The organism is Colwellia sp. BRX8-5 (assembly GCF_014077325.1).
Lineage (GTDB): Bacteria > Pseudomonadota > Gammaproteobacteria > Enterobacterales > Alteromonadaceae > Colwellia_A.
This window is the reverse complement of record NZ_JACGVR010000006.1, coordinates 112,447-137,667: the sequence shown is the minus strand read 5'-3', so window position 1 is coordinate 137,667 and position 25,221 is coordinate 112,447. Positions and strand designations below refer to the sequence as shown.

Below are 25,221 nucleotides of genomic sequence, written 5' to 3'. Positions count from 1 at the left end.
GATAATATTGCTATCAATCACACTGCGATTATAAATTTTATTGGTTGTTGTTAACCTTAATGATTAATAGGTAATTGATCGTTACAGTACTTAGTATTATTATACCCATATTAACTTTTAGGCGACTTTTAAATAGTCGCCATAAACATTTTTTTCAGTAAAAAACCCTTGATAGCAGTTTGATCCCATCAGGTCTGGCTAGAAACTTACTGAGTTACACTTAAAAACTAAAGGATAACTCTTATGCCAACTCCACATATTGAAGCTCAAGCAGGCGACTTTGCAAAAACTGTATTAATGCCGGGCGACCCACTTCGCGCTAAATATATTGCCGATAATTTCTTAGAAAATGTTAAATGCGTTACACGTGTTCGAAACATGTTTGGCTACACGGGCACCTATAAAGGCAAGCCTATCTCAGTAATGGGTTCTGGAATGGGGATCCCTAGCGTTTCAATATACGCGACTGAATTATACAAAGACTACGGCGTTGAAAGTATTATTCGTATTGGTTCTTGTGGCGCTGTTCGTGATGACATTAAAGTACGTGATATTGTTATTGGTATGGCAGCAAGTACCGACTCTAACGTTAACAGACAGCGTTTTCATGGCGTTGATTTTGCCGCATGTGCAGACTTTTCATTGTTAAAGAGTGTTGTAGATACCGCTGAACGTTTAAATAAACCTGTGCGCGTTGGTAATATTTTCACGGCTGATTTATTTTATACTCCGCAGCCTGAAATGTTTGCCACTATGGAAAAATATGGAATTTTAGCGGTAGAAATGGAAGCTGCTGGCCTTTATGGCGTTGCAGCAGAATACGGTAAAAAAGCTTTAACGGTATTAACCGTGAGCGATCATATTAAAACCGGTGAACAAACTACCGCAGATGAGCGCGAAACCACCTTTAAAGACATGATGGAATTAACCTTAGAAAGTATTCTATAACGTTATATTCGTTCATTCTGAATATAAAAAAGGGGTTAGCATTTTTGCTAACCCCTTTTTTTATAATCATTATTTACACGAATAACAGCTTTTTAATCAAAGCCACATCGCTACTTATTGTTAAAGTTAAGCTCAGTCAGAAAGCTGGTGCCGTAATCCATTTTATCAACATTAAACATTTCAGCTATGGTTTGCCCTAAATCAGCAAAGGTTGTTCGTTTACCTAAATTTACCGAAGCAATATTGTGATGATAAGCCAATACTGGCACATACTCACGGGTATGGTCGCTACCTGGCCACGTTGGATCACATCCATGGTCAGCGGTTAAAAACAGCACATCGTTATCGGTCATCGCATTGAGTACTTCAGGGATACGTAGATCGAAGGCTTCAAGTTCTTGTGCATAGCCGACCGGGTTACGTCTATGGCCAAAATCTTGGTCGAAATTAACCAAATTAGTAAATATTAATGAATTATCTGCTGCACTATTAAGATGTTTAATACTGGCATCAAGTAAAGCATCTAAGCCCGTCGCTTTGGTTTTTTCGCTAATACCTTGATGGGCAAAAATGTCAGCAATTTTACCAACACTGATCACATGCGTACCGGCATCAAAAATTTTATCTAGCACGGTTGGTGCTGGTGGTAATACCGAATAATCGCGGCGGTTACCTGTTCGAGAAAAATTGTCTGGGTTGTCACCGATAAAAGGTCTGGCAATAACTCGCCCTATATTAAGGCCTTCAAGTTCTGCTCTAACTGTTTCGCAATACTTATAAAGATTGTCTAGACCAAAATGTTCTTCATGTGCGGCAACCTGAAAAACACTATCTGCTGAGGTATAACAAATAGGTAAGCCAGTTTTGATATGCTCTTGTCCTAACTTTTCTAAGATAACCGTACCTGAGGCATGACAATTGCCTAGCATATCGCTAAAGCCAGTGGCTTTGTTAACTTTATCTATTAGGTCAACCGGAAAGGCTTCTTCTTTATTGGTGAAATATCCCCAGTCAAAGAGAACCGGCACACCTGCCATTTCCCAATGACCACTTGGGGTATCTTTACCTGTGCTTATCTCTTGTGCGTAGCCATAAGCCCCTTTTTGAGGTTCACCGCCTTGCTGTGGAAAATCGGTATTTGACGCCTCATGGCAAGCTTTAAATAAGCCTAAACTTGCCAAATTAGGTAAGTTTATCGCTTTGCCTGTCTCTGCATAATATGCTTTAGCGAGGTTAGCAAGGGTATTTGCACCTACATCACCAAACTCAGCTGCATCAGCAGAGTAACCGATACCAAAACTGTCTATTACTAAAACTATTGCGCGGGCCATAGCATTTCCTTTATGATCTTTTTTCAATATATATTCATAAATAGCAGAATAAAACATGACCACATGGTCAAGTTGTGCTAATTTACCATCTTTTGAAAATGGGGTAAATGATGCTTTAAAATATACGCGAATAAAGTAACGTATTTTTGATCATTTAACCGTAAAAGTATAAAATTAGCGTTAATTACTATCACATTATCACTAATGATAGGATTAAAACCATTTCTGAAGCTGAATTATCGACAGGCATAAACAATTGAACGCAAATAAACCGACAATCATTACAATCACAGGTCCTTCTGCATCGGGTAAAACCCTTTTTGCGCATACTATTCACGACGAACTTATCGATGAATTAGGTGAAGACGGTATTTCTATTCTAAGTGAAGACGCCTACTATCGCGATCAATCTCATTTGTCGATGTCTGAACGTGAACAAACAAACTATGATAATCCCAGTGCCTTTGAACATGACTTGTTAACTGAGCACTTAAAAAATATCACTGAAAATAAATCTATCGACGTGCCTATTTACTGTTATAAAACGCATACACGTTTAAATGAAACACGGGTATTTACACCAACGAAGATTGTGCTTGTTGAAGGTATTTTACTGCTTTCAAACAAAGCACTTAGAGATCAGTTTGATATAAAAGTCTACATGGACACGCCACTTGATATTTGTTTAGTTCGACGAATTAAACGTGATTTAACCGAGCGAAATAGAAGTGTTGAGTCGGTAACAAATCAATACTTAGAAACGGTTAGACCTATGTATTATCAATTTATTGAACCCTCTAAAGCATGGGCTGATATAGTGATCACACGAGGCGGAAAAAACAGAATGGCGATTGAAGTACTTAAAGCAAAAATTCGTCAACTGTCAAAATTACCACTACAAAAATAACAATAACAATAACAATAAAAAATATTAAGGGGTATGTATGGATTTTGCCGCATTTAGAGGGGTAATAGGCATATTTGTTTTATTAGCCATTGCCTATGGAATTTCTAAAAGTAGAAAGGACATTAATTTTCGTACGGTAGGTTTTGCATTTTTGCTGCAACTATTACTTGGTGCGTTTGTTTTATATGTCCCCTTTGGCAAAGACGTATTGACCACGATTACTTCAAGTGTTCAAAGTGTTATTGATAGTGCCAAGGTCGGTATTAACTTCCTCTTTGGTGGCTTAGGCACAGACGCTATGTACGAGAATGGTGTTGGTTTTGTCTTTGCTGTACGTGTTTTACCTAATATTATTTTCTTTTCTTCATTAATCGCCGTACTTTATTATCTTGGCATTATGCAGTGGGTTATTAAAATTATTGGTGGTAGTTTACAAAAACTGTTAAAAACCAGTAAACCCGAGTCACTATCAGCGACTGCCAATATCTTTGTTGGTCAAACAGAAGCCCCCTTAGTTGTTCGACCTTACATTGCTAAAATGACTCAGTCTGAACTATTTGCCATTATGGTTGGTGGCTTAGCCTCTGTTGCTGGTTCTATTATGGCGGGTTATGCGGGTTTAGGCATAGAGCTTAAATACCTAATAGCGGCGTCGTTTATGGCGGCACCGGGTGGCTTACTGATGGCTAAAATTATTTGCCCTGAAACAGAGCCTGAAAAAATTGTTCAAGACTCGATAGACTTTGATGAAGGCGATGAAAAGCCTGCTAATGTTATTGATGCTGCTGCATCTGGCGCGGCATCTGGATTAAAACTAGCGGTGAATGTGGGTGCGATGCTATTAGCTTTTATTGCTTTAATTGCTCTCCTCAATACCATTGTTGGCGGTATTAGTGGTTTATTCGGCTACGATAATATTACCATCGAACTTATTTTAGGCTACGTGTTTGCTCCCTTCGCTTTCATTATTGGTGTACCGGTTAATGAAATGCTACAAGCAGGTAGTTTTATCGGCCAAAAAGTTGTGGTCAATGAATTTTTTGCTTATGTTAATTTTGTTGAAATTAAAGATACACTTTCACCGGTAACCCAAGCCATCGTCACCTTTGCATTGTGCGGCTTTGCTAACTTATCTTCCATCGCAATTTTGTTAGGTGGTATTGGTTCAATGGCGCCTAGTCGCCGACGTGATATCGCACGCCTTGGTATGCACGCAATGTTAGCGGCAACCTTAGCTAATTTAATGAGCGCAGCTATTGCTGGCGTATTCATTTCTTTATAAATAATTGATAGGAAAATAAACGTTATGTCTGACCTTAAAGCCATCGCTCAACGCGCACTTTCGTTAATTGATTTGACAAGTTTAACCGATAGCGAAACAGAAGAAGAAATTATAGCCTTGTGTCAACAAGCAAATTCTATCGGTGGCGTCACTGCTGCTATCTGTATTTTTCCTCGCTTTGTGCCTTTGGCAAAAAAGACTTTAAAAGCGCAACAAACACCACAGATAAAAATTGCTACCGTCACTAACTTCCCGCACGGTAATGATGATATAGATATCGCATTAGCTGAAACACAAGCCGCTGTCGCATACGGCGCCGACGAAGTCGATTTAGTTTTTCCTTACCGAGCACTAATGGAAGGTAATGAAGCGATTGGTTTTGATATGGTCAAAGTGTGTAAACAAGCTTGTGGTGAATTTGCTAAGTTGAAGGTGATTATTGAAACGGGTGAGCTTAAATCACCTGCGTTGATTGAACATGCCAGTGAAATTGCTATTAATGCCGGTGCCGACTTTATCAAAACCTCAACGGGGAAAGTTGCGGTAAATGCAACACCAGAAGCCGCAAAAATAATGCTTGAAGTGATAAAAAACAAAAATATCAATGTCGGTTTTAAACCCGCAGGTGGTGTTAAAAACGCAGAAGATGCAGCCGTTTATCTTGCTTTAGCCGATAGTATCTTAGGCAGTGAGTGGGCTGATAATAACCACTTTCGCTTTGGTGCAAGTAGCTTACTTAACAGTTTACTTGACACACTAGGACACAGCACAGAAAATACCTCAGCAACTAACTACTGATCTCCTTTGATAAAGAAGTAACTCATGGCACAACTGTATTTTTATTATTCATCAATGAATGCGGGTAAATCTACTCATTTGCTGCAATCGTCTTATAATTATCGAGAGCGCGGCTTAACTACCGCAATTTATACGGCGCAAATTGATGACAGATTCGCCAAAGGCAAAGTCGCTTCGCGCTTAGGTATAGACGCAGATGCTTTCTTATTTGATGATAGCATCAATATGTTTACTGAAATAAAAGATAAACATCAAGCCGCTAAAATAGATTGCGTACTGATTGATGAAGCACAGTTTTTGTCAACTGAACAAGTTAAGCAGTTAACGGATGTTGTCGATCTCTTACATATTCCCGTGTTAGCCTACGGAATAAGAACTGACTTTCTTGGTGAAACTTTTTCAGGCAGCGCTGCCCTTCTTGCTTGGGCCGATAAGTTAGTCGAATTAAAAACAATTTGCCATTGTGGCCGCAAAGCTAATTTTGTTATCAGACAAGATGAAAATGGTGTACCTGTAAAAGTAGGTCAACAAGTAGAAGTGGGCGGCAATGAACGTTATGAGCCATTATGCAGAGCCCATTTTAAACAGTTGGTCTGGTAAACATCTAGATTAAAGCACTTATTGCTAACAATATATTCAGCTAAATTTCCTCTATACCTTTAAAAAACAAGGAATATTCCATGTCAGTTTTTGAAAGCTCTCATCCTCTGGTTAAACACAAAGTCAGTTTACTACGCGATAATAATATTTCAGTTAAAGCCTTTCGAGAATTAACCAAAGAGATATCAATGTTATTAACGGTTGAGGCCACTCAACACCTTAGTATTAAAAATATCCCATTAACTTGTTGGTCTGGCGACATTTCAGTGCCAACTCTTGCTGATAAACAACCCACACTGGTACCCATTCTACGTGCCGGTTTAGGTATGCTTGAAGGCTCACTGTCAATACTGCCGTGTGCAAAAATAAGTGTTGTCGGTATACAACGTAATGAAGACACATTAGCGCCAGAAAGTTACTACGAGAATATTATCTCTGATATAGAAAGTCGAACAGCGATTATTATTGATCCTATGCTAGCGACTGGCGGCACAGCATTAGCAACCATAGATCTATTAAAGGCATCGGGATGTAAAACAATCATTGCACTATTTTTGGTCGCTGCCCCTGAAGGTATAAAATTGCTTGAGGATGCTCACCCTGATGTCACGTTAACGATTGGTGTGATAGATGAGAAACTTAACGAGCAAGGGTATATTTTACCGGGTCTGGGCGATGCCGGTGATAAAATCTTTGGTACGCTGTAATTAATGCGACTTGCTTAAACTAATCACTTTTTTAATAAGTGATTAGTTAGCAAGATATTACCTATATCGGCATTGTTTATAACGGCCTTATTTAATAAATAACCGGTGGTAATTCAGGACTTTCTTCAGAATAAGTGATCGCTTGTTTAAATTGCTCTGCGGCTAACAGCGCTGAATTTTCGTCTTTGGCGTGTACACGAGCGATGACTTCACCACTATTAACCTGAACCCCAAGCGGTAAAATTCTATCGAAGCCAACACTGTGATTAACTTTTTGTTTTGGCGCAGTTCTGCCGCCGCCTAATCCCACCACTGACATACCAATATCTCGAGTGTTCATTTGAGCTAAATAGCCATGTTGACTGGCTTTAACTTCCATAATAATGGCCGCTTTATTCATTGAGCCCCATGGGTTTTCAACAAAATCTTTTGGCCCGCCTAACGCCGCTATCATCCGCTCAAATATTTCAGCTGCTTGACCTGAATGAAGGGCTTTGTCAATTTTAAGGTAAGCGGTTTGCTCATCGCTGGCTAAGCCCGAATTCACAAGCATCGCACAGGCTAATGTTTTAACGACTTTATGTAAACGAGGTTCGCGTTGTTTACCCGTCAGATATTTAGCGGTTTCATACATTTCAATGGCATTACCGGCACTGGTGCCTAATACCTGATTCATGTCAGTAATGATCGCTTGAGTCTTAACCCCTGCACCATTGGCGACACTAGAAATACTATCGGCAAGCGCTTTAGCATCTTCAAGAGATGACATCATCGCGCCATTACCCACTTTGACATCCATCACTAAAGTATCAAGACCTGCCGCAAGTTTCTTAGATAAAATTGAAGCGGTTATCAGTGGAATAGATTCAACCGTCGCGGTCACATCACGAATACCATAAAGGCGTTTATCTGCTGGCGCTAAATTATCTGTTTGAGAAATAATGGCTACGCCCACGTCTTTAACAATACGCTTAAACTCGCTAATTGTTGGTTCTACATTAAAACCGGCAATACTTTCTAATTTATCTGATGTACCTCCGGTATGCCCTAACCCTCTCCCTGAGATCATCGGCACATAAGCGCCACACGCAGAAACAATCGCCGCTAACATAAAGCTGACTTTATCACCTACGCCACCCGTAGAGTGTTTATCAACGATGGGGGCATCATAGCCCTCCCAAGAGAGCACATCACCCGAGTTCATCATCGCGGTGGTGAGCGTTACTTTTTCTTCAACCGATAATCCTTGCTGAAAAATTGCCATCGCCATTGCACCGACTTGGCTGTCAGAAAAGCTACCATCAACTAAACCATTAACAAAATCGTGAATTTGGCTTTGATTGAGAATTTTACCATCGCGCTTAGTGCGAATAATTTCTTGGGGTAATATCATTGATGGATATCCTTAAATGTCCAATAAATATTTTGGCGTAAAAGCATCAGGTAAAAGCTCAGCGACACTCCACACTTGTTGTTTGTCTTTGTGATTAAACGCTATCACAGGTGCTGATTGTTCAAAAAATTCAGCAATAACCTGTCGGCAAGCGCCACACGGAGGTGTCATTTTTTCTTGCTCGGTATATATAACGATCATTTGAAAACTTTGCTCACCCTTTATCACGGCATGGCTTATGCAATTTCGTTCTGCACAGACAGTTAAACCGTAAGAGGCATTTTCAACATTACACCCTTGGACAATCGTACCGGAAGTGGTTAAAGCCGCAGCACCGACATGAAACTTACTATAAGGCGCATAAGCTTTTAAATAAGCTTCTTTAGCGGCTACTTTTAATTCTGCAGGTATTTCTATGGTATTTTTATTCATTATTGTAAAAATTCAAGAGTAATGTAGACCTGTGAGAATACCATAGCTGACCAAGTGGTCAAGTAATGCATTTAAGGTATCACTTACATGGCTAAATTTTTTATAAAAAAAACCCTTTAGTAAACTAAAGGGTTTATATTTCAATAGATTACAGTGTGGTTAGAACTTGTAGCTAACACCCACTTTTATACGCCATGCAGAATCAGTCGTATAAAATTTATTGTCTGCGTAACTACCATCATCATTTTGTGAGATAGAACGGCCATATACATATTGTCTTGTTGCTGGGTCAACAGTAAATTCAACTAACTCTTGAGTACCGAAGTCGCTTCCGTATACTTTACCTTTGCTGCTATCTACAAGATTTAATAGATTATCAACTGTTAAGTAAACCATACCCTTGTGGCCTTCTTTAAACCCTGGGATTTCTTGACGAATGCTTAAATCAAGTGTTGTTACCCATGGAGTAGTTATTACGCCTTTTGGTAAGTAACCACCAGCATATTTATCTAAACCTAAGTCGTTAATCGCTTCAAAGAAGTTAGCTTCATTTTCCGCTGAACTGAAAACAACGTTAGTATCACCTGGTGTAGGAATATAAGGTAAGAACGAATCGTTAGTAGTTCCAGGGCTTAATAAACCATAAGGGTCGCTACCTGGGCCACTTCTTCCATCTACGTCAGTACCGTCAGCATAGAAAGTTACTGGCTTGCCTGAACGGCGTTCGAAGAACAAGTTGATATTAGTTTTGTAACCCGCAACAAATTCAGTTTCATAACCTAAGTTAACAACAAATCTGTGTTCTGTTTCAAAACCAGAACGACCTACTACAGCGTCATTACGGTTAATCACCGTATTATAGCCAAAGTTACTGCCTGCTGTAGCACTTGTACTTGTATGTGCATCAGTTACATCTTGGTTAGTGTATGACGTTGTTAATCTAACACCACTGTCCCAATCTTTGTTCAAAACAACGCTGAAGATTTTAGAACGACCATCTTTACCGGCATTTGTTAACATTAGGTCAGTAATTGAACCATCGGCATCATCATAGATAGTACGACCGCCATCTGCTGTCGTGCCATCTTCGTCACCCAACAAACTTGCGTCTTGCCAAAAAGCAGTATTCTCTGACTTTTTGTATAAGTATTCTGTGGTTAATAAAAAGTCTTCACCTAATACCGGAATATCGAAGCGGTAATCAAGAGCTATCTGGTAGCGCCAATCAGAAGGTAAATCAAAGTTTGGATCAACAAAGTTTGTGCCAGCAAATGTTGTTGAATTAGCTACTGTGTCTTTATCTTCTTGACGAGGACCGTTAATATCTACATTTTCAAAGGTACCGTTTGCAAAAACTTCACCAATTCCAACGCCAGGGTTTGAATAAGAGTTAGATACCCAAACTGTTGGTTGACCACCAGAATAACGACCAACACCACCGCGAACGATAAGGTCATCACTTGCATCCCACTTAATACCAAAGCGTGGTAAGAAAATACCCGTGCCGTCTAAGTTGTCTGTGTTGTCAAAACCTGTACGTGCTTGAGATTGTTCGTTATAGGTAGGTATGTCGCTAGACGCTAACATTTCGTATCTTAAACCCATGTCGATAGTAATATCGTCATTGAACATCCATTCATCTTGAATGTAAAAAGCATGCTCGTCACGAACAAATGAAGCAGCAGCGTCATTTGGATCTAAGCTCGTTGCATTTTGGTAGATAACTCTGTTTGCAACTCTATTCTCGAAGTCTTCAATACTACCAAAACGGTAATCGCCTTTGGTGTTTTGTAAAAACAAGTTAAAAATGTCTAAACGCTTAAACTGGTAACCAAAACTTAAACTGTGATCGCCCACTAGGTAATCACCGTCTAAAGCCATGATAAAAGTCTTTTTACGTAAATCGTTAGAATGGCGAGAATGATCTGCACCAATTGCGATATCACCAGATTCAGCTTGAATAACGGTGTCAGAATAATCACCTAATGAAGCTTGAGTGGTTGGGTTATCAAGGTAAGTTAGGCTAAGTTGAGTTGAAAAATCGTCATTCCAATCAGAATAAAGTTTAAACGCGTAGTTGTTTAATTCTTCAGTTCTGTCATACCAATGTGATGATAAACGTAATTCGCCACCATAAGTAGACTGGTTACGTGTACTGTTACCTTTAGTATATTGGTAAGTAAACGCTGAACGATGATCATCGTTAATGTTCCAATCGAGTTTCAACAATAATTTTTCATCGTCTACTTTAGGAGATAAATCCCATTCGCCTGGCTCTACGCCGTAGACTTCACGAGCAATTCTTTGTACTTCTAAAACATCAGCAACGCTGGCATCAGCAGAGTTAGGTACGTTAGCGCCATCTGGTCCCCACTCAACAGTTGATGTTGCTTCGTAATATTCGTATGAAGCGAAGAAAAACAATTCATCTTCAATAATAGCGCCACCAAGGGTTGCACCAAAAGTTGTTTCATCAAAATCTAATGGTGCTTCGTCTGTACCATTTTTAGGTGTGCCGGCCATGCCGTCATTTTGAGTTTCATAAAAGAATGAACCTGATAACTCGTTGGTACCTGATTTTGTTACTGCGTTAATCTTAGCGCCTTGGAAGCCGCTGTCTTTTGCATTGAAAGGAGTAACATCGATAGTTACCTGTTCAATCGCGTCAAGAGAAATAGGTGAACGCGTTGTAGGGTAACCATTGGCATTCAAACCAAAGTCATCATTTTGGCTAATACCGTCAACACTGATGCTGTTAAATCTTGGGTTAGTACCGGCAACACTTAACTCGCCATCTTTAGAAGATAAAACGGCTAGAGGGTTGTTACGAACGATATCTTTGATATCACGGTCGAAACTTGGAGCATTAACAATATCATCAGCACCAAAATAACTGTTGCTACCAATATTATTAGAAAAAATCTTGCTACCTGTTACAGAAATACGTTCAACATCGTCTGCAGCTTCAAGTTTTGCATTTAAACGAAAGGTATCACCTAGTGTTAAAAAGATATCTCTGTAAACAGTAACACCTTTTTCGCCAGTAATTTTAATCGTGTAAGGACCGCCTACGCGAAGACCTTTACTTGAAAAGTTACCAGCGTCGTTAGAAGTGGTAAGCGTTTTTGTGCCTGAAGGTTCGTGGATAATTTCAATTTTTGCGTTAACTGAAATAGCACCCGCTGAATTTTCAATACTACCTCGAATAGCGGAGGAGGTATCGTTTGCCATAGCAGAAGTCGATAAGCCAAGTGCAAAAATAACTGCACTTGAAATAAGTGAGAGACGTTGAGTGTTCATCGGTTATTCCTTGATTACGTTTTTAAGTGTTTACGAATTATTTTTTTTAGCAACCAAAAAACTTAACCAGTTGCTCTGTTTTTAATTTCGGATGAAATTAGACCAGATTTTTATTACACTTTCATTACATATTTTCAGAGTTTTTGAAATTCAAATAGTATCTGTTAGTGATTAAAAAGAAATCAACCAGAAAAGTATTTTAAAAAGCCTTAATAAACAACGGGATGCATCGTAAGCTTAGGACTATCATTTATATTAATAACGAAGATGGCCTTTATATAAGATATTGTTATCTATAAACAGGTTTAAGGCTTTTTAGTTATAAGCTTAGTGAGCCAATTTAGATAAAAAACAAACCATAATAAACAATTAGCTATATATACATGGCCTTAAGCCAATTAATACTCATTATTTAACTAAATGTTTTTATATAGAGAAATTAAAAACATCAACTAAAGCACTAAAGTTCCCTTTCATATAAATGGCTAAACATTTATAGTAGAATTTCATTGAAAAATGGCATTTAGTGATTTAAATCAATGATAAAATAAAGATAAGTATAACAAACCATAAAAGTTAACTATTTGGTCAACAGATAGTATTAAAGTAAAATTATAATAACAATTTAACTTAAAAATGTTTTATTTATGCATTTTAAATATTGAGCAACTTAATGAAAAATAACAAAGAAATAAAAAAAACAGGGAATATTCGCGCACTAAGCCAGCACAAGATTTTAATAGCGGCTAGTACAGAATTTGTTTTACAAGGGTATAAAGGCGCTACGGTACAATCCATTGCCGATAGAGCAAGCCTACCTAAGGCTAATATACTTTATTATTTCAAGAATAAAGAAAATATATACCATGCCGTACTAGAACATACCCTACAAATGTGGGACGAAGGCATAGGTGATATAAATCCTGAAGACGGTCCTAAAGCAGCTATTGAAAAATTTATTGAAGCAAAAGTAAGGATGTCTTTTAAACACCCTGAATCTTCAAAGATATATGCCATGGAGATTATTCAAGGTGCACAACATTTGAAAGATTTTGCTCGTACCTATCAAAGAAAATGGGTGAGAGAGAAAGCACAACTATTCCAGCAATGGATAGATAATGGCGAAATGCGCGATGTTAACCCTACTCATCTAATTTTTCTTATTTGGTCAGCAACTCAACACTATGCCGATTTTGAAACACAAATTTTAACGATTATGAATAGAGCGGATTACGAAGATGAAGATGTTGAAGATGTCATCGCTTTTCTAACTGACATGATTTTACGTGGCTGCGGTTTGCACTAACGTTGACATAATCATCGATACTTAACCTATTACTTAACATTAGCACTAACTTATATGAGTAGAACACAAGCACAGCCTCTTAAAATAGCAACATTTAATGTAAGTATGGAGGCTTTAAACTATCAGTCTGCGCTGAGTTCTGAGGCTCCTAATATTTCAAATAACACCCTGCAAATAGCCATAGACAGTGATCATCAACAAATTAAAAATATTGCAGAAATTATTCAGCGTAATAACCCAGATATTCTTTTACTGAATGAATTTGATAATCAAGATAATAGCAATAATAACCAACACCACGCCCTAAAGACTTTCATTAAACGTTATTTGAACAAAAGCCAAAATGGACAAAAAGAAATTGATTTTCCTTATTTTTATCAAGGACCCGTTAATACGGGTGTCAATTCAGGCTATGATCTAGATGGCGACGGTAAACAAGGTGTTTTGCCGGGTGATGGTTTTGGTTACGGACATTTTTCAGGTCACTTTGGTTTGGTACTCTTGTCAAAGCACCCGATTAATAGTAACGCTATTCGTACCTTCCAGTACTTTAAGTGGCGAGATATGCCTAACGCCCTTCAACCTTTAGATCCTAAAACCTCGACATCTTGGTTTAGTGATGAAGCTTGGCAAAACATGCGTTTATCTTCTAAATCTCATTGGGATATTCCGGTTGAGGTTAATGGGCAAGTCGTTCATATTTTAGCAAGCCACCCTACACCGCCGATATTTGATGGTCCAGAAAATAGAAATGGTAACCGTAATCATGATGAAATTCGTTTTTGGGATGATTACATTTCGCCAGAAAAATCAGCATACATTTACGATGACAAGGGTCAAAAAGGAGGTTTGAAATCCCTTGAACCTTTTGTTATTTTGGGTGATCTTAATGCATCTAATGTTGAGGGTGATGCGTTAAATTCGGCCATATCAAGCTTACTAAATAATGATAAAATTCAAGATGCATTACCCCAAAGTGAAGGGGGAAAACAGCACAGTAAAAATAACGAACATGCAAATTACCATACGGCCTCCTGGCGAATGAGAGCCGATTACGCGTTACCATCGAAATATGGATTAGTTATTGAAAAATCAGGCGTTTACTGGCCAACAGAAAATGAAGAGACTTTTAGGTTAATAAAAAACAGAGCAGCATCTTCCGATCACCGTATGGTATGGATTGACCTGTTACTGAAGACTAAAGAGTCATCTGAAATAATCACCAACCCTTATTAATTATTAACACTTATATAAGAAGATAAAAATGAAAAAACTCCTATCTGCTGTTAGCATTATACTTGCATTAACAGCCTGTCAAACGATTGATAATGACTCAACAGCAATGCTTTTAAATACAGAGACTGCTAAGAATACTCCTTCACCAAAAAATATCATTATGGTGATAGCTGATGGCATGGGGCCCGCTTATACAACATCGTACCGATACTTTAACGACGACCCAACAACTGACATTGTAGAAGAAACAGTATTTGACCGTTTACTTGTTGGCTCAGCTAGTACTTATCCGGCAAGTGTTTCTGGTGTTGTCACTGATTCCGCCGCTGGTGCTACTGCACTTGCCACGGGTTATAAAACTTACAACGGCGCAATTGCTTTAGACGTCAATAAAAACAGCGTTGAAACTGTACTTGAATTTGCCAGAAAACAAGGCAAAAAAACAGGTATTGTCGTAACATCACAAATAAATCATGCGACCCCTGCTGGATATTTAACACATAATGAAAGCAGAAATAATTATAATGCTATTGCCGATAGCTATATAGATAACGGTATAAAAGCAGATGTCTATTTTGGGGGGGGCTGGAAATACTTTATACGTGAAGATAGAAATTTAATTGAAGAATTTAAAGCGTCAGGATTTCAGTATATTGATAACTACAACGCCTTAAACACGCTTAAAGCAGATATGCCTGTTATTGGTCTTTTTGATGATACTGGTTTACCGTCAGCCTTAGATGATAGTGACCCATATCGTTTATCCGCCATGACTAAAGTTGCAATTAAACAACTAGAAAATAGTAAAGGTTATTTTATGCTCGTTGAAGCTAGTCAAGTAGATTGGGCTGGTCACTCTAATGATATAGCAACGGCGATGGCTGAAATGTCAGATTTAGCTCAAACGATGGAGTACTTAGAAGAGTACGTAAAACAAAACCCTGATACGTTAGTTATATTAACAGCTGATCATAGTACGGGTGGTTTAACCGTTGGTGCACGTGGCAAGTATGAGTGGCACCCTGAAGTTTTACGCACAATGAAAAGTTCACCAAGCACAATAGCTAAACAGTTAGCTAACAGCCAAATAACACAACAAGAATTAAGTAAATTGCTTAACTTCGATGTAACAAATAACGAAGTTGAACAAATTGAAGCGGCGAAAATATTTGCAGTTGAGGAAATTGCTACTTACAAATCACTTGATGAACAAGAAAAACTAAAGACTAAAGAGCCCACCATGAATAACATCATATCAAGTGCAATTAAAAACATTATAGATATTAGAACAAACACTGGCTGGACATCAGGTGGCCACACCGCAATTGATGTTCCTTTACATACACTAGGTAAAAGCAGTGAAGTCTTAAAGGGCAAGGTTGATAATACCGACGTAGCTAAACAAATATTTTTATTACTCGGTAAAAAGTAACCTCCACGTTAATAATATAACAACGGCTAATGAAAATTAGCCGTTTTTTTTGTGTTCAAAAACTACACTCCCTGCTATAAAACCTCTTTATCTCATCAATAAATATTTTATTGATTAAACGTTTATCCATACCTTTACTACCTTACTTTATGTGAATAATTCAGCTAGAAAGAGTCGCTAAAAATCCTTTGTTGTTTGTTAATCTCCCTCAAACAACTCAATCAAAGTAACCCCAACCCCCCTGTATTAGCTTCGTTAAAGCATTCTTGCCTATCTATAACGATAAAATTTAACTCGTTATCACTTTTCCTTATTTTCAAGGTGTCTAGTGCTAAGTGACCAATCACTTCGTAACACAGCTGGAGTTACTAGGGTTGTCTTCGCGGTAATCGCAGGAGTTACTGGGGTTACTAAGTGGTTAAGTAAGGAGTTATCAGGGTTGTTATGTTGTTGCTATTCGGGGTTGCTGGAGTTACACTTAAGGGCGTTAATTAAAGAGGCAAAAACAATGAAATACCCTATCGCATTAAAGAAAATAATTGGCGTTGAAAACTACAAAACATACGTCCCTGACTTACCCGGTTGTGTAGGTAATGGTGAGAGTATTGATGTCTCTTTAAACAATATTAATGACAGCATCGCTGCACACCTTTCTATATTGGCCGAATATGGTGAAGCCATCCCACACGCTACAACGATTGAAAATCATCTAACAGCCTATCCAAATGTTATTTGGTGTATTCTTGATATCGATATAACACCCTATTTAGGGAAAAGTCATAAAATCAATGTCACCTTACCGGAGTTGTTGATTAAACAAATTGATAACCGAGTCAGTAAGTCTTCAACTTATAAAACACGTTCCGGCTTTATCGCAAGCGCGTGTATCAGTGAGTTAAATAAATAAGAGTTTTCCCTGAATTATTATTTATAAATTATGGAAAAATAAGAAAGAGTAAGACTTAACAAGGTTCATGGTGATAAACACTGCAAGATTAGTTGTGAGGATTGTTAAAGGGAGTGCATTAAATTGATAATAGTCTTTTATCGTTAGACTTTTTTCGTAAGGATAAAAGCCTGATAATTATCTATTAATAAACCAAGCAATAAATCAGATAAGGCACTCACTTATTGCTTGTTCTATCTATAATTTAAAGTAAAACTAGTCGCTAAAGCCGTGCCGTTATCGACGATACATTAACGTTTGAACTGGCTTTATTGATATCTGTTTCAAAACCGAGTTGAGCAATCATTGGAATTGGAATAAGTGTTTTGAGTTCAGCTATATTTTCAGCGAGATAATTCATTGGCTCAACGCAGTTTGCTACCCAACCAATACAATCAAGACCATCGGCAACTATCGCTTCATAGGTGAGAACCGCATGATTTAAACACCCTAGTTTCATATTCACCACCAATATTACCTGCTGTTTTGTCTGCTGTACGAACTCAGATAAAAACCTACCTTTACCTAAAGGTAGTCGCCATCCCCCTGCACCTTCAGTGATAACAATATCGCAAGCCCTAGCAATAATTCGCTCGTAACCCGCATTTATATCAGCGAGTTTAATGTCAACATTCATTAAATTAGCGGCGATGTGTGGTGCTATTGCCGGTTCAAATGCAATAGGGTTAATTTCACTAATACCTTGTCCACAGTTTGCTTGCTGCAACAATAATTGTGCATCTTCATTGACCAGTATTTCACCCTGCGCTGTATGCTTAAGCTCACACCCTGCAGATATAGGTTTAAATACAGCAACTTGATAATCTTTTTTAACTAAGGCTGCGGTGAGTATTTGCGCAAAATAGGTTTTTCCAGCATCAGTATCTGTGGCAGTAATAAAAATTTTAAGCATTTAATTTTACCATAATTGCAGAATACACCTTATAAGTCGCCGGATAAATACCACTAGGCTCTTGAAAGTCTTGATAGCAATTAGTCATCTTTTGCCATTTATCTTTACCCGCTAAACCCTTGCCTTGCTGTTTAGGGACATGGTTTGCGCCTAGCCCTTTCAACTCTCGCGCTAGATGTATAACATTTTGATATTCTAATACTAAGTCTTGAGTTTTTTGTTCAAGTAATTTACATGAGGCCTTATCAAAAATAGCTTTTAGGTTTGCATCTGTTTTAAAGTCAATCACGTGCTGTTCATCATCGACTTGTGCCCAAGATGATTTTAACTCATGTAATGTGCCATCGAGTAAGGTGGAAAATATAAACAATCCTCCTGGTTTGAGCACGCGTAATATTTCTTCAATAATATCATCGAGTGGATCACACCACTGAATAACCAAATTAGAATAAATAACATCAATTGTGTTGGCTTTAAAAGGCAGGTAATACGCATCAGCTTCTAACCAGCAGATTTCCTTACTGCGGTTTTCTTGAGCAAAAGACAGCATTTTAGCGGAGATATCAACGCCAATAGTTTGTTGAAATTTACTGGCAAGAATGTCAGTAAAAAAACCGGTACCTGAGCCTAAGTCGACGACAGTTAGATCTGAACGGTTGGGTAATAAAGACATTAAGTGCTTACCCGTATAGCGTTGTAATCGAGATGAAATATCATACGACTGACTCGCTAAGCCAAATGACTTGGCTATTTTAATTCTGTTTAACACTTCAGGCATTAACGTAAAACCTCATTCAAACAATTAGCTAAGTAATTGATATCACATTCTTTATGGTTAGCTGTAATGGTAACGCGTAACCTTGAGCTGTTTTTAGCAACCGTTGGTGGGCGTATCGCGGTTAGCCAAATACCTCTGTTTTTCAAATGTTGACATATTTCTAGTGTTCTTTTTTCGCTGCCAATAACAATAGCGTGAATAGAAGAGGATGACGGAATTATTGTTATTTGACTATCAAGTTTATTTGATAAAAGCGCGCTCAATTCAAAAATATTATCTCTGCGCCAAGACTCTTTTTGAGCAAGCTTGATACTAGTTTTTGTCGCCCAAGCAACGGCGGGGGAAATTGCGGTTGAATAAATATAATGACGAGAAAAATTGACTAAGTAATCATAAACATCTTCATCACAAGCGATAAATGCACCACTAGTGGCTAAAGCTTTGCCAAAAGTTGCCATTACTATATCGACCTGACCAAAGCTACTACTGCCCTGACCGGCATGACCAATAATTCCAATACTGTGTGCATCATCCATGTAAAGCATAGCTTGTTGCTGCTGAGCAATCATAATTAACTGGCTAACGTCTGCGCGATCGCCATCCATGCTAAAAATACCTTCAGAAATAATCAGTTTATTGTCAACAGGACTTTTCGCTAAATATTGTTCAAGTTGCTGATGATTATTGTGTAAATATCGCTTCACTGAAGCTTCACTAGCCAGAGCACCATCAATTAAAGAAGCGTGACTTAACTTGTCTAGAAAAAATTGGCAGTCTTTTTTACCCAAGGCTTGTAATACACCGGAATTAGCTGCAAAACCACTGCTATAAAGTAAGCACCGTGGTTTATTTAACCACTGACAAACTTCATCTTCTAAAGCTTGGTGTGCATAATGAAAACCGGTTATTAAACTGGAAGCACTTGCGCAACTGCCGTATTTATCGACACCTTCTTGCCAGGCTTTATTTATTGAAGGGTGATGATTTAAGCCGAGATAATCATTAGAAGAAAAATTTAAATAGCGTTTTCCTGCAACAACCACCTCTCGGCCATTTTGCTCGCTTATACATTGGCGTTGGCGATATTGTGATTTTTCTTTTTGCTGAGCGACTTGCTCAGCAATAAAGTTAAAAGACATAAATTTCAGCTTGGCTCTTGATCAGTAAATAAACGTTAAAGCGCAGCGTCGTAAAAAAGTTCTTTATTTTGCTGATTGACAACGGCAGTCGTTATATTTTGCTCAGTCTCAATATCATCGGTGGCCACTGTTTCAGTATTAATGCCCAATTTTGCAAATAACTGCATATCTTTATTGGCTTCAGGGTTGCCTGTAGTTAACAACTTACAACCGTAGAATATTGAGTTGGCACCGGCTAAGAAACACATTGCTTGCATTTGTTCGTTCATTGCATCGCGCCCAGCTGATAAACGCACATGGCTTTTAGGCATCATAATACGTGCAACCGCTATACAACGAACAAAATCAAAAGCTTCTAAATCGTCAACATCTGCGAGTGGTGTTCCGGCAATTTTTACCAGCATATTAATTGGAACACTTTCAGGATGTTTAGGTAAGTTAGCCAATTGTGCTAAAAATGACGCTCTGTCTTGAGCATTTTCGCCTAAACCAACAATACCACCACTACAAACTTTCATTCCCGAATCACGGACGTTTTGCAGTGTATCTAATCGGTCTTGATAGCTGCGTGTGGTAATAATAGAGTTATAATGTTCAGGAGAAGTATCTAAGTTGTGGTTATAATAATCTAACCCAGCTTCTTGTAATTCATCGGCTTGACCTCCGTTAATCATGCCTAATGTCATACAGGTTTCTAAGCCAAGTGCTTTAACACCTTTGACCATCTCTAACACAAAGGGCATATCACGAGCTTTTGGATTTCTCCAACCTGCCCCCATACAAAAACGCGTTGACCCTTGGTCTTTCGCTACCTTTGCTGCTTCTAATACTTTTTCAACTTCCATCAAACGTTCTTTTTGAACATCAGTATTATAGCGTGCACTTTGCGAGCAATATTTACAATCTTCAGGACAAGCACCTGTTTTGATTGACAATAAGGTACTAACTTGTACTTCATTAGGATTAAAGTGTTCACGATGAACGGTTTGAGCTTGAAACATAAGGTCACTAAAAGGTCGAGCAAACAATGCTTCCACTTCTGCTATTGACCAATCATGACGAGGTATATTCGTTTGTGACATGTGAAACCTTTACTGTAAAATGTAAATGTGAAAATTGCATCGCTAAATATTAGCAGGTAATCTATACGCCAGTCATTAATTGTCAACATAAAAAACATTGCAAGCTTTACATATGAACAAAAAACACACAGATTTAATCGATTTTGATAAGAAACATGTTTGGCATCCCTACACATCGATGTCAAACCCTCTGCCCTCATACTTAGTTGAATCGGCCAAGGGCGTTTATATAAAGTTAGCTACGGGTGAAGAACTTGTTGATGGTATGTCGTCCTGGTGGTCTGTTTTACACGGCTACAATCATCCAAAGTTAAATCAGGCGCTTGTTGATCAAACACAAAAGATGGCACATGTTATGTTTGGGGGCCTAACGCATGAACCCGCTATTAACTTGTGTAAGAAGCTCATTGAGATCACACCAGAGCCGCTACAAAAAGTTTTTTTATCAGACTCTGGCTCTGTATCGGTAGAAGTTGCCATAAAAATGTCATTACAGTATTGGCACAGTCAGGGCAAAAGTGAGAAGCATAAATTATTGACCGTTAAAAATGGTTATCATGGTGATACTTTTGCCGCAATGTCGGTATGCGATCCTGTTAATGGTATGCACCAAATTTTTGAAAGTGTATTAATGAAAAACATTTTCGCTCCTGCGCCACAGTGTGATTTTTATCAACCTTGGGATAACGCTGAGTTAGCGCCATTAAAAGCCTTATTTGCACAACACCATAATGATATTGCCGCCTTTATTATTGAACCTATTGTCCAAGGTGCTGGTGGTATGCGCTTTTATCATCCTGAGTATTTAAAAGCTTGTCGCGCCTTATGTACCCAATATCAGGTGTTATTTATTGTTGATGAAATTGCTACGGGTTTAGGCCGTACAGGAAAATTGTTTGCTTGTCATTGGGCGGATATAAGTCCTGACATTATGTGTTTAGGAAAAACCCTGACCGGCGGTTATATGACCCTGGCAGCAACTTTGTGTACGCAAGAAATCGCAAAGACCATCAGTGATGGAGAAGCCGGATGTTTTATGCACGGCCCAACGTTTATGGCTAATCCGCTGGCTTGTGCGGTAGCAAATGCAAGTCTAGAGCTTTTGGCAACAGGAGAATGGCAACAGCAAGTGAGTTTTATTGAAGATTATTTAACGCGACACTTATTAGTGTTAAATCAACATTCAAGAGTAAAAAATGCCCGCGTCTTAGGCGGTATAGGTGTGGTAGAAACAAGGGTTGCGGTTAATATGGCAAAGATACAAAAAAGATTTGTTGAATTGGGTGTCTGGATCAGACCGTTTGGCAAGCTTATTTATATTATGCCGCCCTTTATTAGTGATGAACGGGCTTTAGCGAAACTTGTTAAGGCGATAAGCACGGTACTCGATGAGCAGCAGTGTTTTGAAGATTAACCGATACAGATTTGCTGTTAGGTAAAACGGCGTAGAATTATTAATAATCTTACGCCAAGTTAAGTTTCACTAATATATAGATGACCCAAGCAACCGTTATCGTTAGTAGCAGAACGATATTAAAATGCTTACTGTCTTGTTCTCTTCTAGTGCGATAGTGATCGACAACCAAACAAAGGTAACTACAAAGTGCACTTACCCAAAGCACGATATATAAATAGCCCGTTAATGGCGTTAACCAAAATTGCCTTATTTCGATATTTCTAAAGCGCAATAAACCATAATCTTGCTCTGGTGCAGCATAATAAGACATAACAATAGCAAAAATGAATAATATCCATCCGCTTAATGCCAAAGTTCGGCTTAAGAGAACCCAAAAATCTGTTGAATGTCGCCTGTTTTTTAATCCCAATATCATTGATTCAAACCCTCTAAAGTCAATATTACTGTTTTTTGTTTTTATATAGACCGGATCAGCAACTTTTACTTGTTAAACACCGCAGTAAAGGTAACATATCACACCTTAAAGTTAGTGCAAATAAATTCAGTATTCTACACTGGGTCTGTGCACCGACAAAATCTATGACAATAATTAAATAAAGAAAAGAGGTTGATAATGTCAGTTATCTCAATCACTGATGTACTTGCTGGTAAGTACCCAGTAAGTGAAGCAGTTACAGTACACGGATGGATCCGCACTCGCCGTGATTCTAAAGCAGGTATTTCATTCCTAGCGGTTCATGATGGATCATGTTTTGATGCGATTCAAGCTATCGCACCCAGTGATCTCGATAATTATCAATCAGAAATATTAAAATTGACTACGGGTGCTTCAGTTAAAGTCACCGGTATTTTGGTTGAGTCTCCGGGCCAAGGCCAATCTTTTGAAATTCAAGCAACTAAAGTAGAGATACTTGGTTTGGTTGATGATCCTGATACCTATCCTATGGCAGCAAAACGTCACAGCATTGAATTTTTACGAGAGCAAGCACATCTTCGTGCTCGTACTAATATGGGCGGAGCTGTTGCTCGTGTTCGTAATACGTTAGCTCAAGCGGTACATCGCTTTTTACACAGTAAAGGTTACTTTTGGATCAGCACGCCGTTAATTACTGGCTCAGATTGTGAAGGCGCTGGCGAAATGTTCCGTGTTAGTACGCTTGATATGGAAAACTTACCTCGCACCGATAAAGGTAATGTTGACTACGCTAAAGATTTTTTTGGTAAAGAAACTTTCTTAACCGTTTCAGGTCAATTGAACGTTGAGACTTATGCATGTGCCCTTTCAAAAGTTTATACTTTTGGACCGACCTTCCGTGCTGAAAATTCTAACACAACACGTCATCTTGCAGAATTTTGGATGATTGAACCAGAAATCGCTTTCGCTGATTTGTCTGATGCTGCTGACCTCGCAGAAGAAATGCTGAAATATGTCTTCCAAGCTGTGCTTGATGAACGTAGTGATGACATGAATTTCTTCCAACAACGCATTGATAAAACAGTTATTGACCGTATGAATTCTGTTATTAATAATGATTTTGTCCGTTTAGATTACACTGACGCTATTACAATATTAGAAAATAGTGATAAGAAATTTGAAAACAAAGTGTCTTGGGGTGTTGATCTTAATTCAGAGCACGAGCGTTACTTAGCCGAAGAACATTTTAATGGCCCTGTCGTGTTACAAAATTACCCTAAAGATATTAAATCATTTTACATGCGCTTAAATGATGATGGCAAAACCGTTGCGGCTATGGATATCTTAGCACCAGGCATTGGCGAAATCATTGGTGGTAGCCAACGTGAAGAACGTCTTGATGTACTTGATGCGCGTTTAGCCGAAATGAATTTAAACCAAGATGATTACAGTTGGTATCGCGATTTACGTCGTTACGGCACTGTTCCTCATTCAGGTTTTGGTTTAGGTTTTGAACGTTTAGTGGCTTATGCTACCGGTATGCAAAACGTTCGTGACGTAATTCCTTTCCCAAGAACGCCAAACAACGCTGCGTTCTAGGCTAAGAATAATAATCCCATAAAAAAACCTCATTATTGAGGTTTTTTTATGGGTGAAATATCTAGTTTACTTAGTAAGTTCTTTTACCATAAAATATTTACAGCCTGTTTTTGGATAATTTTCTTGTACCCATTTTGTTTGATAACCCTGCTTTTCATAAAACGGCATTGCTTGAAAGTTCAGAGTATCAAGCATACTTAACGTACATCCCCTCGCCACTGCTGCAGTTTCAAGTTGTGCTAATATCTTAACACCCATTTTTTTACCACGAAGTGACTCGTCAACCCACAGCGTATTAATTAACAGCCAATTACCAAAGGTGCGTGCGGATGAACCAGCAATAATGTTACCTAGTTCGTCCTTTATTTGAATAGCTAATGGCTTTCGTTCGCTTACTTCCCAGTGAGCCCAATTGAAATCTGCAATTTTTTTATCTAAAAAATCTATTAGTGCTTGCTCAGGCGCATCCAAAACTTCAATATTCATCGCTCCCCCTTTATTTTACAAATATGAAACATGAGACGTTAAGCTTTTAGCGGGTTTAATAGGACGATCGTTTTCGGCGGTGCCTATGTAAATAAATCCAATAATATCATCGTCTTGGTCTATTCCTAAACCACGTTTTACTGATGAATCGTAGCTAAAGTCACCCGTTCGCCACACAGCGCCATAACCTAAACTAAAGGCAGCCATTTGCATAGCATGGGCACAACAACCTGCTGCGATTGCTTGTTCAAATTTAGGCACTTTGTCGTGCGCTTGATACCGCGTGCTAACAACGATAATTAACGGTGCACGATACGGCATATTTTTGGCTTTTTGTATTTTAGCTTCAGTAAACTGATGAACTTTAGCGACATCTTCAAATATCTGGCTTAACTTATCTAACCCTTGTTCTTTAACAAGGGTAAAAAACCATGGTGATAAACAACCGTGATCAGGAACACGCATTCCAGCGTTCAATATAAATTCAACATCGCTAGCAACAGGGGCTGGTGATATTAACCTAGGATTAGATTGTCGTTTTAATAATAATTCTTTGGCATTCATTAATTATAAAGACTCATGGGTAGTTTCAATACTAAGGATTATATACCCGTTATCCTTCAAAGTGCACGCGGATCCCTACATCTTGTTTAATAAACAACATAGATAATAATCAATACGGGTCAACCGACCTGCACAAAAAATCAAAGGCGTAACATATAATGAAAAAAGTTCGCTAATAACACATTTATTTACTAATCAGACTACATAAGT

23 protein-coding genes are annotated in these 25,221 nt (G+C 38.3%); 12 read left to right on the top strand and 11 right to left on the bottom strand.

Going from position 1 to position 25,221, the window contains the following annotated elements:
- Positions 1-243: 243 nt before the first annotated feature.
- Positions 244-948: a purine-nucleoside phosphorylase gene (deoD, locus tag H4J62_RS06445; RefSeq protein ID WP_146800086.1), complete on the top strand. Its 705-nt coding sequence runs from the start codon at positions 244-246 to the stop codon at positions 946-948.
- 110 nt (positions 949-1,058) lie between these two features.
- Here the strand turns inward: deoD and H4J62_RS06440 are convergent, their stop codons facing one another.
- Positions 1,059-2,279, bottom strand: a complete 1,221-nt coding sequence (locus H4J62_RS06440) for a phosphopentomutase (RefSeq protein WP_182215179.1) — start codon at positions 2,277-2,279, stop codon at positions 1,059-1,061.
- A gap of 256 nt (positions 2,280-2,535) precedes the next feature.
- Here H4J62_RS06440 and udk point away from each other — a divergent pair, with 256 nt between their 5' ends.
- From udk to upp, 5 genes are all read left to right on the top strand, one after another.
- On the top strand, positions 2,536-3,186 hold the full coding sequence (gene udk, locus H4J62_RS06435) for a uridine kinase (protein WP_070373568.1): 651 nt from the start codon (positions 2,536-2,538) through the stop codon (positions 3,184-3,186).
- A 37-nt stretch (positions 3,187-3,223) separates the two neighbouring features.
- Positions 3,224-4,468 (top strand): NupC/NupG family nucleoside CNT transporter, encoded by a 1,245-nt coding sequence (locus tag H4J62_RS06430; RefSeq protein ID WP_182215181.1) that lies wholly within the window; start codon positions 3,224-3,226, stop codon positions 4,466-4,468.
- A 24-nt stretch (positions 4,469-4,492) separates the two neighbouring features.
- Complete coding sequence (gene deoC / locus H4J62_RS06425) at positions 4,493-5,266, top strand: deoxyribose-phosphate aldolase (protein WP_182215182.1); 774 nt, start codon at positions 4,493-4,495, stop codon at positions 5,264-5,266.
- Positions 5,267-5,290: 24 nt separating this feature from the next.
- A complete protein-coding gene (locus H4J62_RS06420) occupies positions 5,291-5,866 on the top strand; it encodes a thymidine kinase (RefSeq protein WP_070373565.1) in 576 nt (191 codons plus the stop codon).
- An 80-nt stretch (positions 5,867-5,946) separates the two neighbouring features.
- Positions 5,947-6,573, top strand: coding sequence for a uracil phosphoribosyltransferase (upp, locus tag H4J62_RS06415; protein WP_182215184.1), 627 nt, complete (start codon positions 5,947-5,949; stop codon positions 6,571-6,573).
- A gap of 91 nt (positions 6,574-6,664) precedes the next feature.
- Here upp and deoA read toward each other — a convergent pair whose 3' ends face one another.
- The 3 genes from deoA to H4J62_RS06400 form a co-directional block, all read right to left on the bottom strand.
- A complete protein-coding gene (gene deoA / locus H4J62_RS06410) occupies positions 6,665-7,966 on the bottom strand; it encodes a thymidine phosphorylase (protein ID WP_182215185.1) in 1,302 nt (433 codons plus the stop codon).
- A gap of 12 nt (positions 7,967-7,978) precedes the next feature.
- Positions 7,979-8,398 carry a cytidine deaminase gene (locus H4J62_RS06405; RefSeq protein ID WP_070373562.1) on the bottom strand — a complete coding sequence of 140 codons (420 nt, stop codon included), beginning with the start codon at positions 8,396-8,398 and terminating at the stop codon, positions 7,979-7,981.
- Positions 8,399-8,557: 159 nt separating this feature from the next.
- Entirely contained in the window at positions 8,558-11,698 is a 3,141-nt protein-coding gene (locus H4J62_RS06400; protein ID WP_182215187.1) for a TonB-dependent receptor, read from the bottom strand.
- Between the two features lie 673 nt (positions 11,699-12,371).
- Here H4J62_RS06400 and H4J62_RS06395 point away from each other — a divergent pair.
- The 4 genes from H4J62_RS06395 (at position 12,372) to H4J62_RS06380 (ending at position 16,579) form a co-directional block, all read left to right on the top strand.
- Complete coding sequence (locus tag H4J62_RS06395; protein WP_070373560.1) at positions 12,372-13,004, top strand: TetR/AcrR family transcriptional regulator; 633 nt, start codon at positions 12,372-12,374, stop codon at positions 13,002-13,004.
- A gap of 54 nt (positions 13,005-13,058) precedes the next feature.
- Positions 13,059-14,240 (top strand): endonuclease/exonuclease/phosphatase family protein, encoded by a 1,182-nt coding sequence (locus H4J62_RS06390; RefSeq protein ID WP_182215188.1) that lies wholly within the window; start codon positions 13,059-13,061, stop codon positions 14,238-14,240.
- 28 nt (positions 14,241-14,268) lie between these two features.
- Positions 14,269-15,672: an alkaline phosphatase gene (locus tag H4J62_RS06385; RefSeq protein WP_182215190.1), complete on the top strand. Its 1,404-nt coding sequence runs from the start codon at positions 14,269-14,271 to the stop codon at positions 15,670-15,672.
- Positions 15,673-16,180: 508 nt separating this feature from the next.
- Complete coding sequence (locus H4J62_RS06380; RefSeq protein WP_070373558.1) at positions 16,181-16,579, top strand: type II toxin-antitoxin system HicB family antitoxin; 399 nt, start codon at positions 16,181-16,183, stop codon at positions 16,577-16,579.
- 262 nt (positions 16,580-16,841) lie between these two features.
- Here H4J62_RS06380 and bioD read toward each other — a convergent pair whose 3' ends face one another.
- The 4 genes from bioD to bioB are packed head-to-tail and all read right to left on the bottom strand — an operon-like array spanning position 16,842 to position 20,530.
- Positions 16,842-17,531, bottom strand: coding sequence for a dethiobiotin synthase (gene bioD / locus H4J62_RS06375; RefSeq protein WP_182215192.1), 690 nt, complete (start codon positions 17,529-17,531; stop codon positions 16,842-16,844).
- Positions 17,524-18,309 (bottom strand): malonyl-ACP O-methyltransferase BioC, encoded by a 786-nt coding sequence (gene bioC, locus H4J62_RS06370; RefSeq protein ID WP_182215194.1) that lies wholly within the window; start codon positions 18,307-18,309, stop codon positions 17,524-17,526. Before bioC ends, bioD begins: the two co-directional genes overlap by 8 nt.
- Positions 18,309-19,448, bottom strand: coding sequence for an 8-amino-7-oxononanoate synthase (locus H4J62_RS06365; RefSeq protein ID WP_182215196.1), 1,140 nt, complete (start codon positions 19,446-19,448; stop codon positions 18,309-18,311). Before H4J62_RS06365 ends, bioC begins: the two co-directional genes overlap by 1 nt.
- A 35-nt stretch (positions 19,449-19,483) precedes the next feature.
- Positions 19,484-20,530, bottom strand: coding sequence for a biotin synthase BioB (bioB, locus tag H4J62_RS06360; RefSeq protein ID WP_182215198.1), 1,047 nt, complete (start codon positions 20,528-20,530; stop codon positions 19,484-19,486).
- A gap of 112 nt (positions 20,531-20,642) precedes the next feature.
- On the opposite strand from bioB, the gene bioA reads away from it, so the two are divergent.
- Positions 20,643-21,944 (top strand): adenosylmethionine--8-amino-7-oxononanoate transaminase, encoded by a 1,302-nt coding sequence (gene bioA, locus H4J62_RS06355; RefSeq protein ID WP_182215200.1) that lies wholly within the window; start codon positions 20,643-20,645, stop codon positions 21,942-21,944.
- Between the two features lie 49 nt (positions 21,945-21,993).
- Here bioA and H4J62_RS06350 read toward each other — a convergent pair whose 3' ends face one another.
- Positions 21,994-22,362, bottom strand: coding sequence for a hypothetical protein (locus H4J62_RS06350; RefSeq protein ID WP_182215202.1), 369 nt, complete (start codon positions 22,360-22,362; stop codon positions 21,994-21,996).
- A gap of 198 nt (positions 22,363-22,560) precedes the next feature.
- Between H4J62_RS06350 and asnS the strand changes: the two genes are divergently transcribed.
- Positions 22,561-23,961, top strand: a complete 1,401-nt coding sequence (gene asnS / locus H4J62_RS06345) for an asparagine--tRNA ligase (RefSeq protein ID WP_182215204.1) — start codon at positions 22,561-22,563, stop codon at positions 23,959-23,961.
- 66 nt (positions 23,962-24,027) lie between these two features.
- Here the strand turns inward: asnS and H4J62_RS06340 are convergent, their stop codons facing one another.
- Both H4J62_RS06340 and H4J62_RS06335 read right to left on the bottom strand, forming a co-directional pair.
- A complete protein-coding gene (locus tag H4J62_RS06340; RefSeq protein ID WP_182215206.1) occupies positions 24,028-24,447 on the bottom strand; it encodes an N-acetyltransferase in 420 nt (139 codons plus the stop codon).
- Between the two features lie 15 nt (positions 24,448-24,462).
- Positions 24,463-25,011, bottom strand: coding sequence for an NAD(P)H nitroreductase (locus H4J62_RS06335; RefSeq protein ID WP_182215208.1), 549 nt, complete (start codon positions 25,009-25,011; stop codon positions 24,463-24,465).
- Positions 25,012-25,221 lie beyond the last annotated feature (210 nt).

Bases quoted from the DNA above. Each gene is read 5' to 3' on its own strand.
- deoD (WP_146800086.1), top strand. From the start codon at position 244: ATGCCAACTCCACATATTGAAGCTCAAGCAGGCGACTTTGCAAAAACT.
- H4J62_RS06440 (WP_182215179.1), bottom strand. From the start codon at position 2,279: ATGGCCCGCGCAATAGTTTTAGTAATAGACAGTTTTGGTATCGGTTAC.
- H4J62_RS06430 (WP_182215181.1), top strand. From the start codon at position 3,224: ATGGATTTTGCCGCATTTAGAGGGGTAATAGGCATATTTGTTTTATTA.
- deoC (WP_182215182.1), top strand. From the start codon at position 4,493: ATGTCTGACCTTAAAGCCATCGCTCAACGCGCACTTTCGTTAATTGAT.
- H4J62_RS06420 (WP_070373565.1), top strand. From the start codon at position 5,291: ATGGCACAACTGTATTTTTATTATTCATCAATGAATGCGGGTAAATCT.
- upp (WP_182215184.1), top strand. From the start codon at position 5,947: ATGTCAGTTTTTGAAAGCTCTCATCCTCTGGTTAAACACAAAGTCAGT.
- deoA (WP_182215185.1), bottom strand. From the start codon at position 7,966: ATGATATTACCCCAAGAAATTATTCGCACTAAGCGCGATGGTAAAATT.
- H4J62_RS06405 (WP_070373562.1), bottom strand. From the start codon at position 8,398: ATGAATAAAAATACCATAGAAATACCTGCAGAATTAAAAGTAGCCGCT.
- H4J62_RS06400 (WP_182215187.1), bottom strand. From the start codon at position 11,698: ATGAACACTCAACGTCTCTCACTTATTTCAAGTGCAGTTATTTTTGCA.
- H4J62_RS06395 (WP_070373560.1), top strand. From the start codon at position 12,372: ATGAAAAATAACAAAGAAATAAAAAAAACAGGGAATATTCGCGCACTA.
- H4J62_RS06390 (WP_182215188.1), top strand. From the start codon at position 13,059: ATGAGTAGAACACAAGCACAGCCTCTTAAAATAGCAACATTTAATGTA.
- H4J62_RS06385 (WP_182215190.1), top strand. From the start codon at position 14,269: ATGAAAAAACTCCTATCTGCTGTTAGCATTATACTTGCATTAACAGCC.
- H4J62_RS06380 (WP_070373558.1), top strand. From the start codon at position 16,181: ATGAAATACCCTATCGCATTAAAGAAAATAATTGGCGTTGAAAACTAC.
- bioD (WP_182215192.1), bottom strand. From the start codon at position 17,531: ATGCTTAAAATTTTTATTACTGCCACAGATACTGATGCTGGAAAAACC.
- bioC (WP_182215194.1), bottom strand. From the start codon at position 18,309: ATGCCTGAAGTGTTAAACAGAATTAAAATAGCCAAGTCATTTGGCTTA.
- H4J62_RS06365 (WP_182215196.1), bottom strand. From the start codon at position 19,448: ATGTCTTTTAACTTTATTGCTGAGCAAGTCGCTCAGCAAAAAGAAAAA.
- bioB (WP_182215198.1), bottom strand. From the start codon at position 20,530: ATGTCACAAACGAATATACCTCGTCATGATTGGTCAATAGCAGAAGTG.
- bioA (WP_182215200.1), top strand. From the start codon at position 20,643: ATGAACAAAAAACACACAGATTTAATCGATTTTGATAAGAAACATGTT.
- H4J62_RS06350 (WP_182215202.1), bottom strand. From the start codon at position 22,362: ATGATATTGGGATTAAAAAACAGGCGACATTCAACAGATTTTTGGGTT.
- asnS (WP_182215204.1), top strand. From the start codon at position 22,561: ATGTCAGTTATCTCAATCACTGATGTACTTGCTGGTAAGTACCCAGTA.
- H4J62_RS06340 (WP_182215206.1), bottom strand. From the start codon at position 24,447: ATGAATATTGAAGTTTTGGATGCGCCTGAGCAAGCACTAATAGATTTT.
- H4J62_RS06335 (WP_182215208.1), bottom strand. From the start codon at position 25,011: ATGAATGCCAAAGAATTATTATTAAAACGACAATCTAATCCTAGGTTA.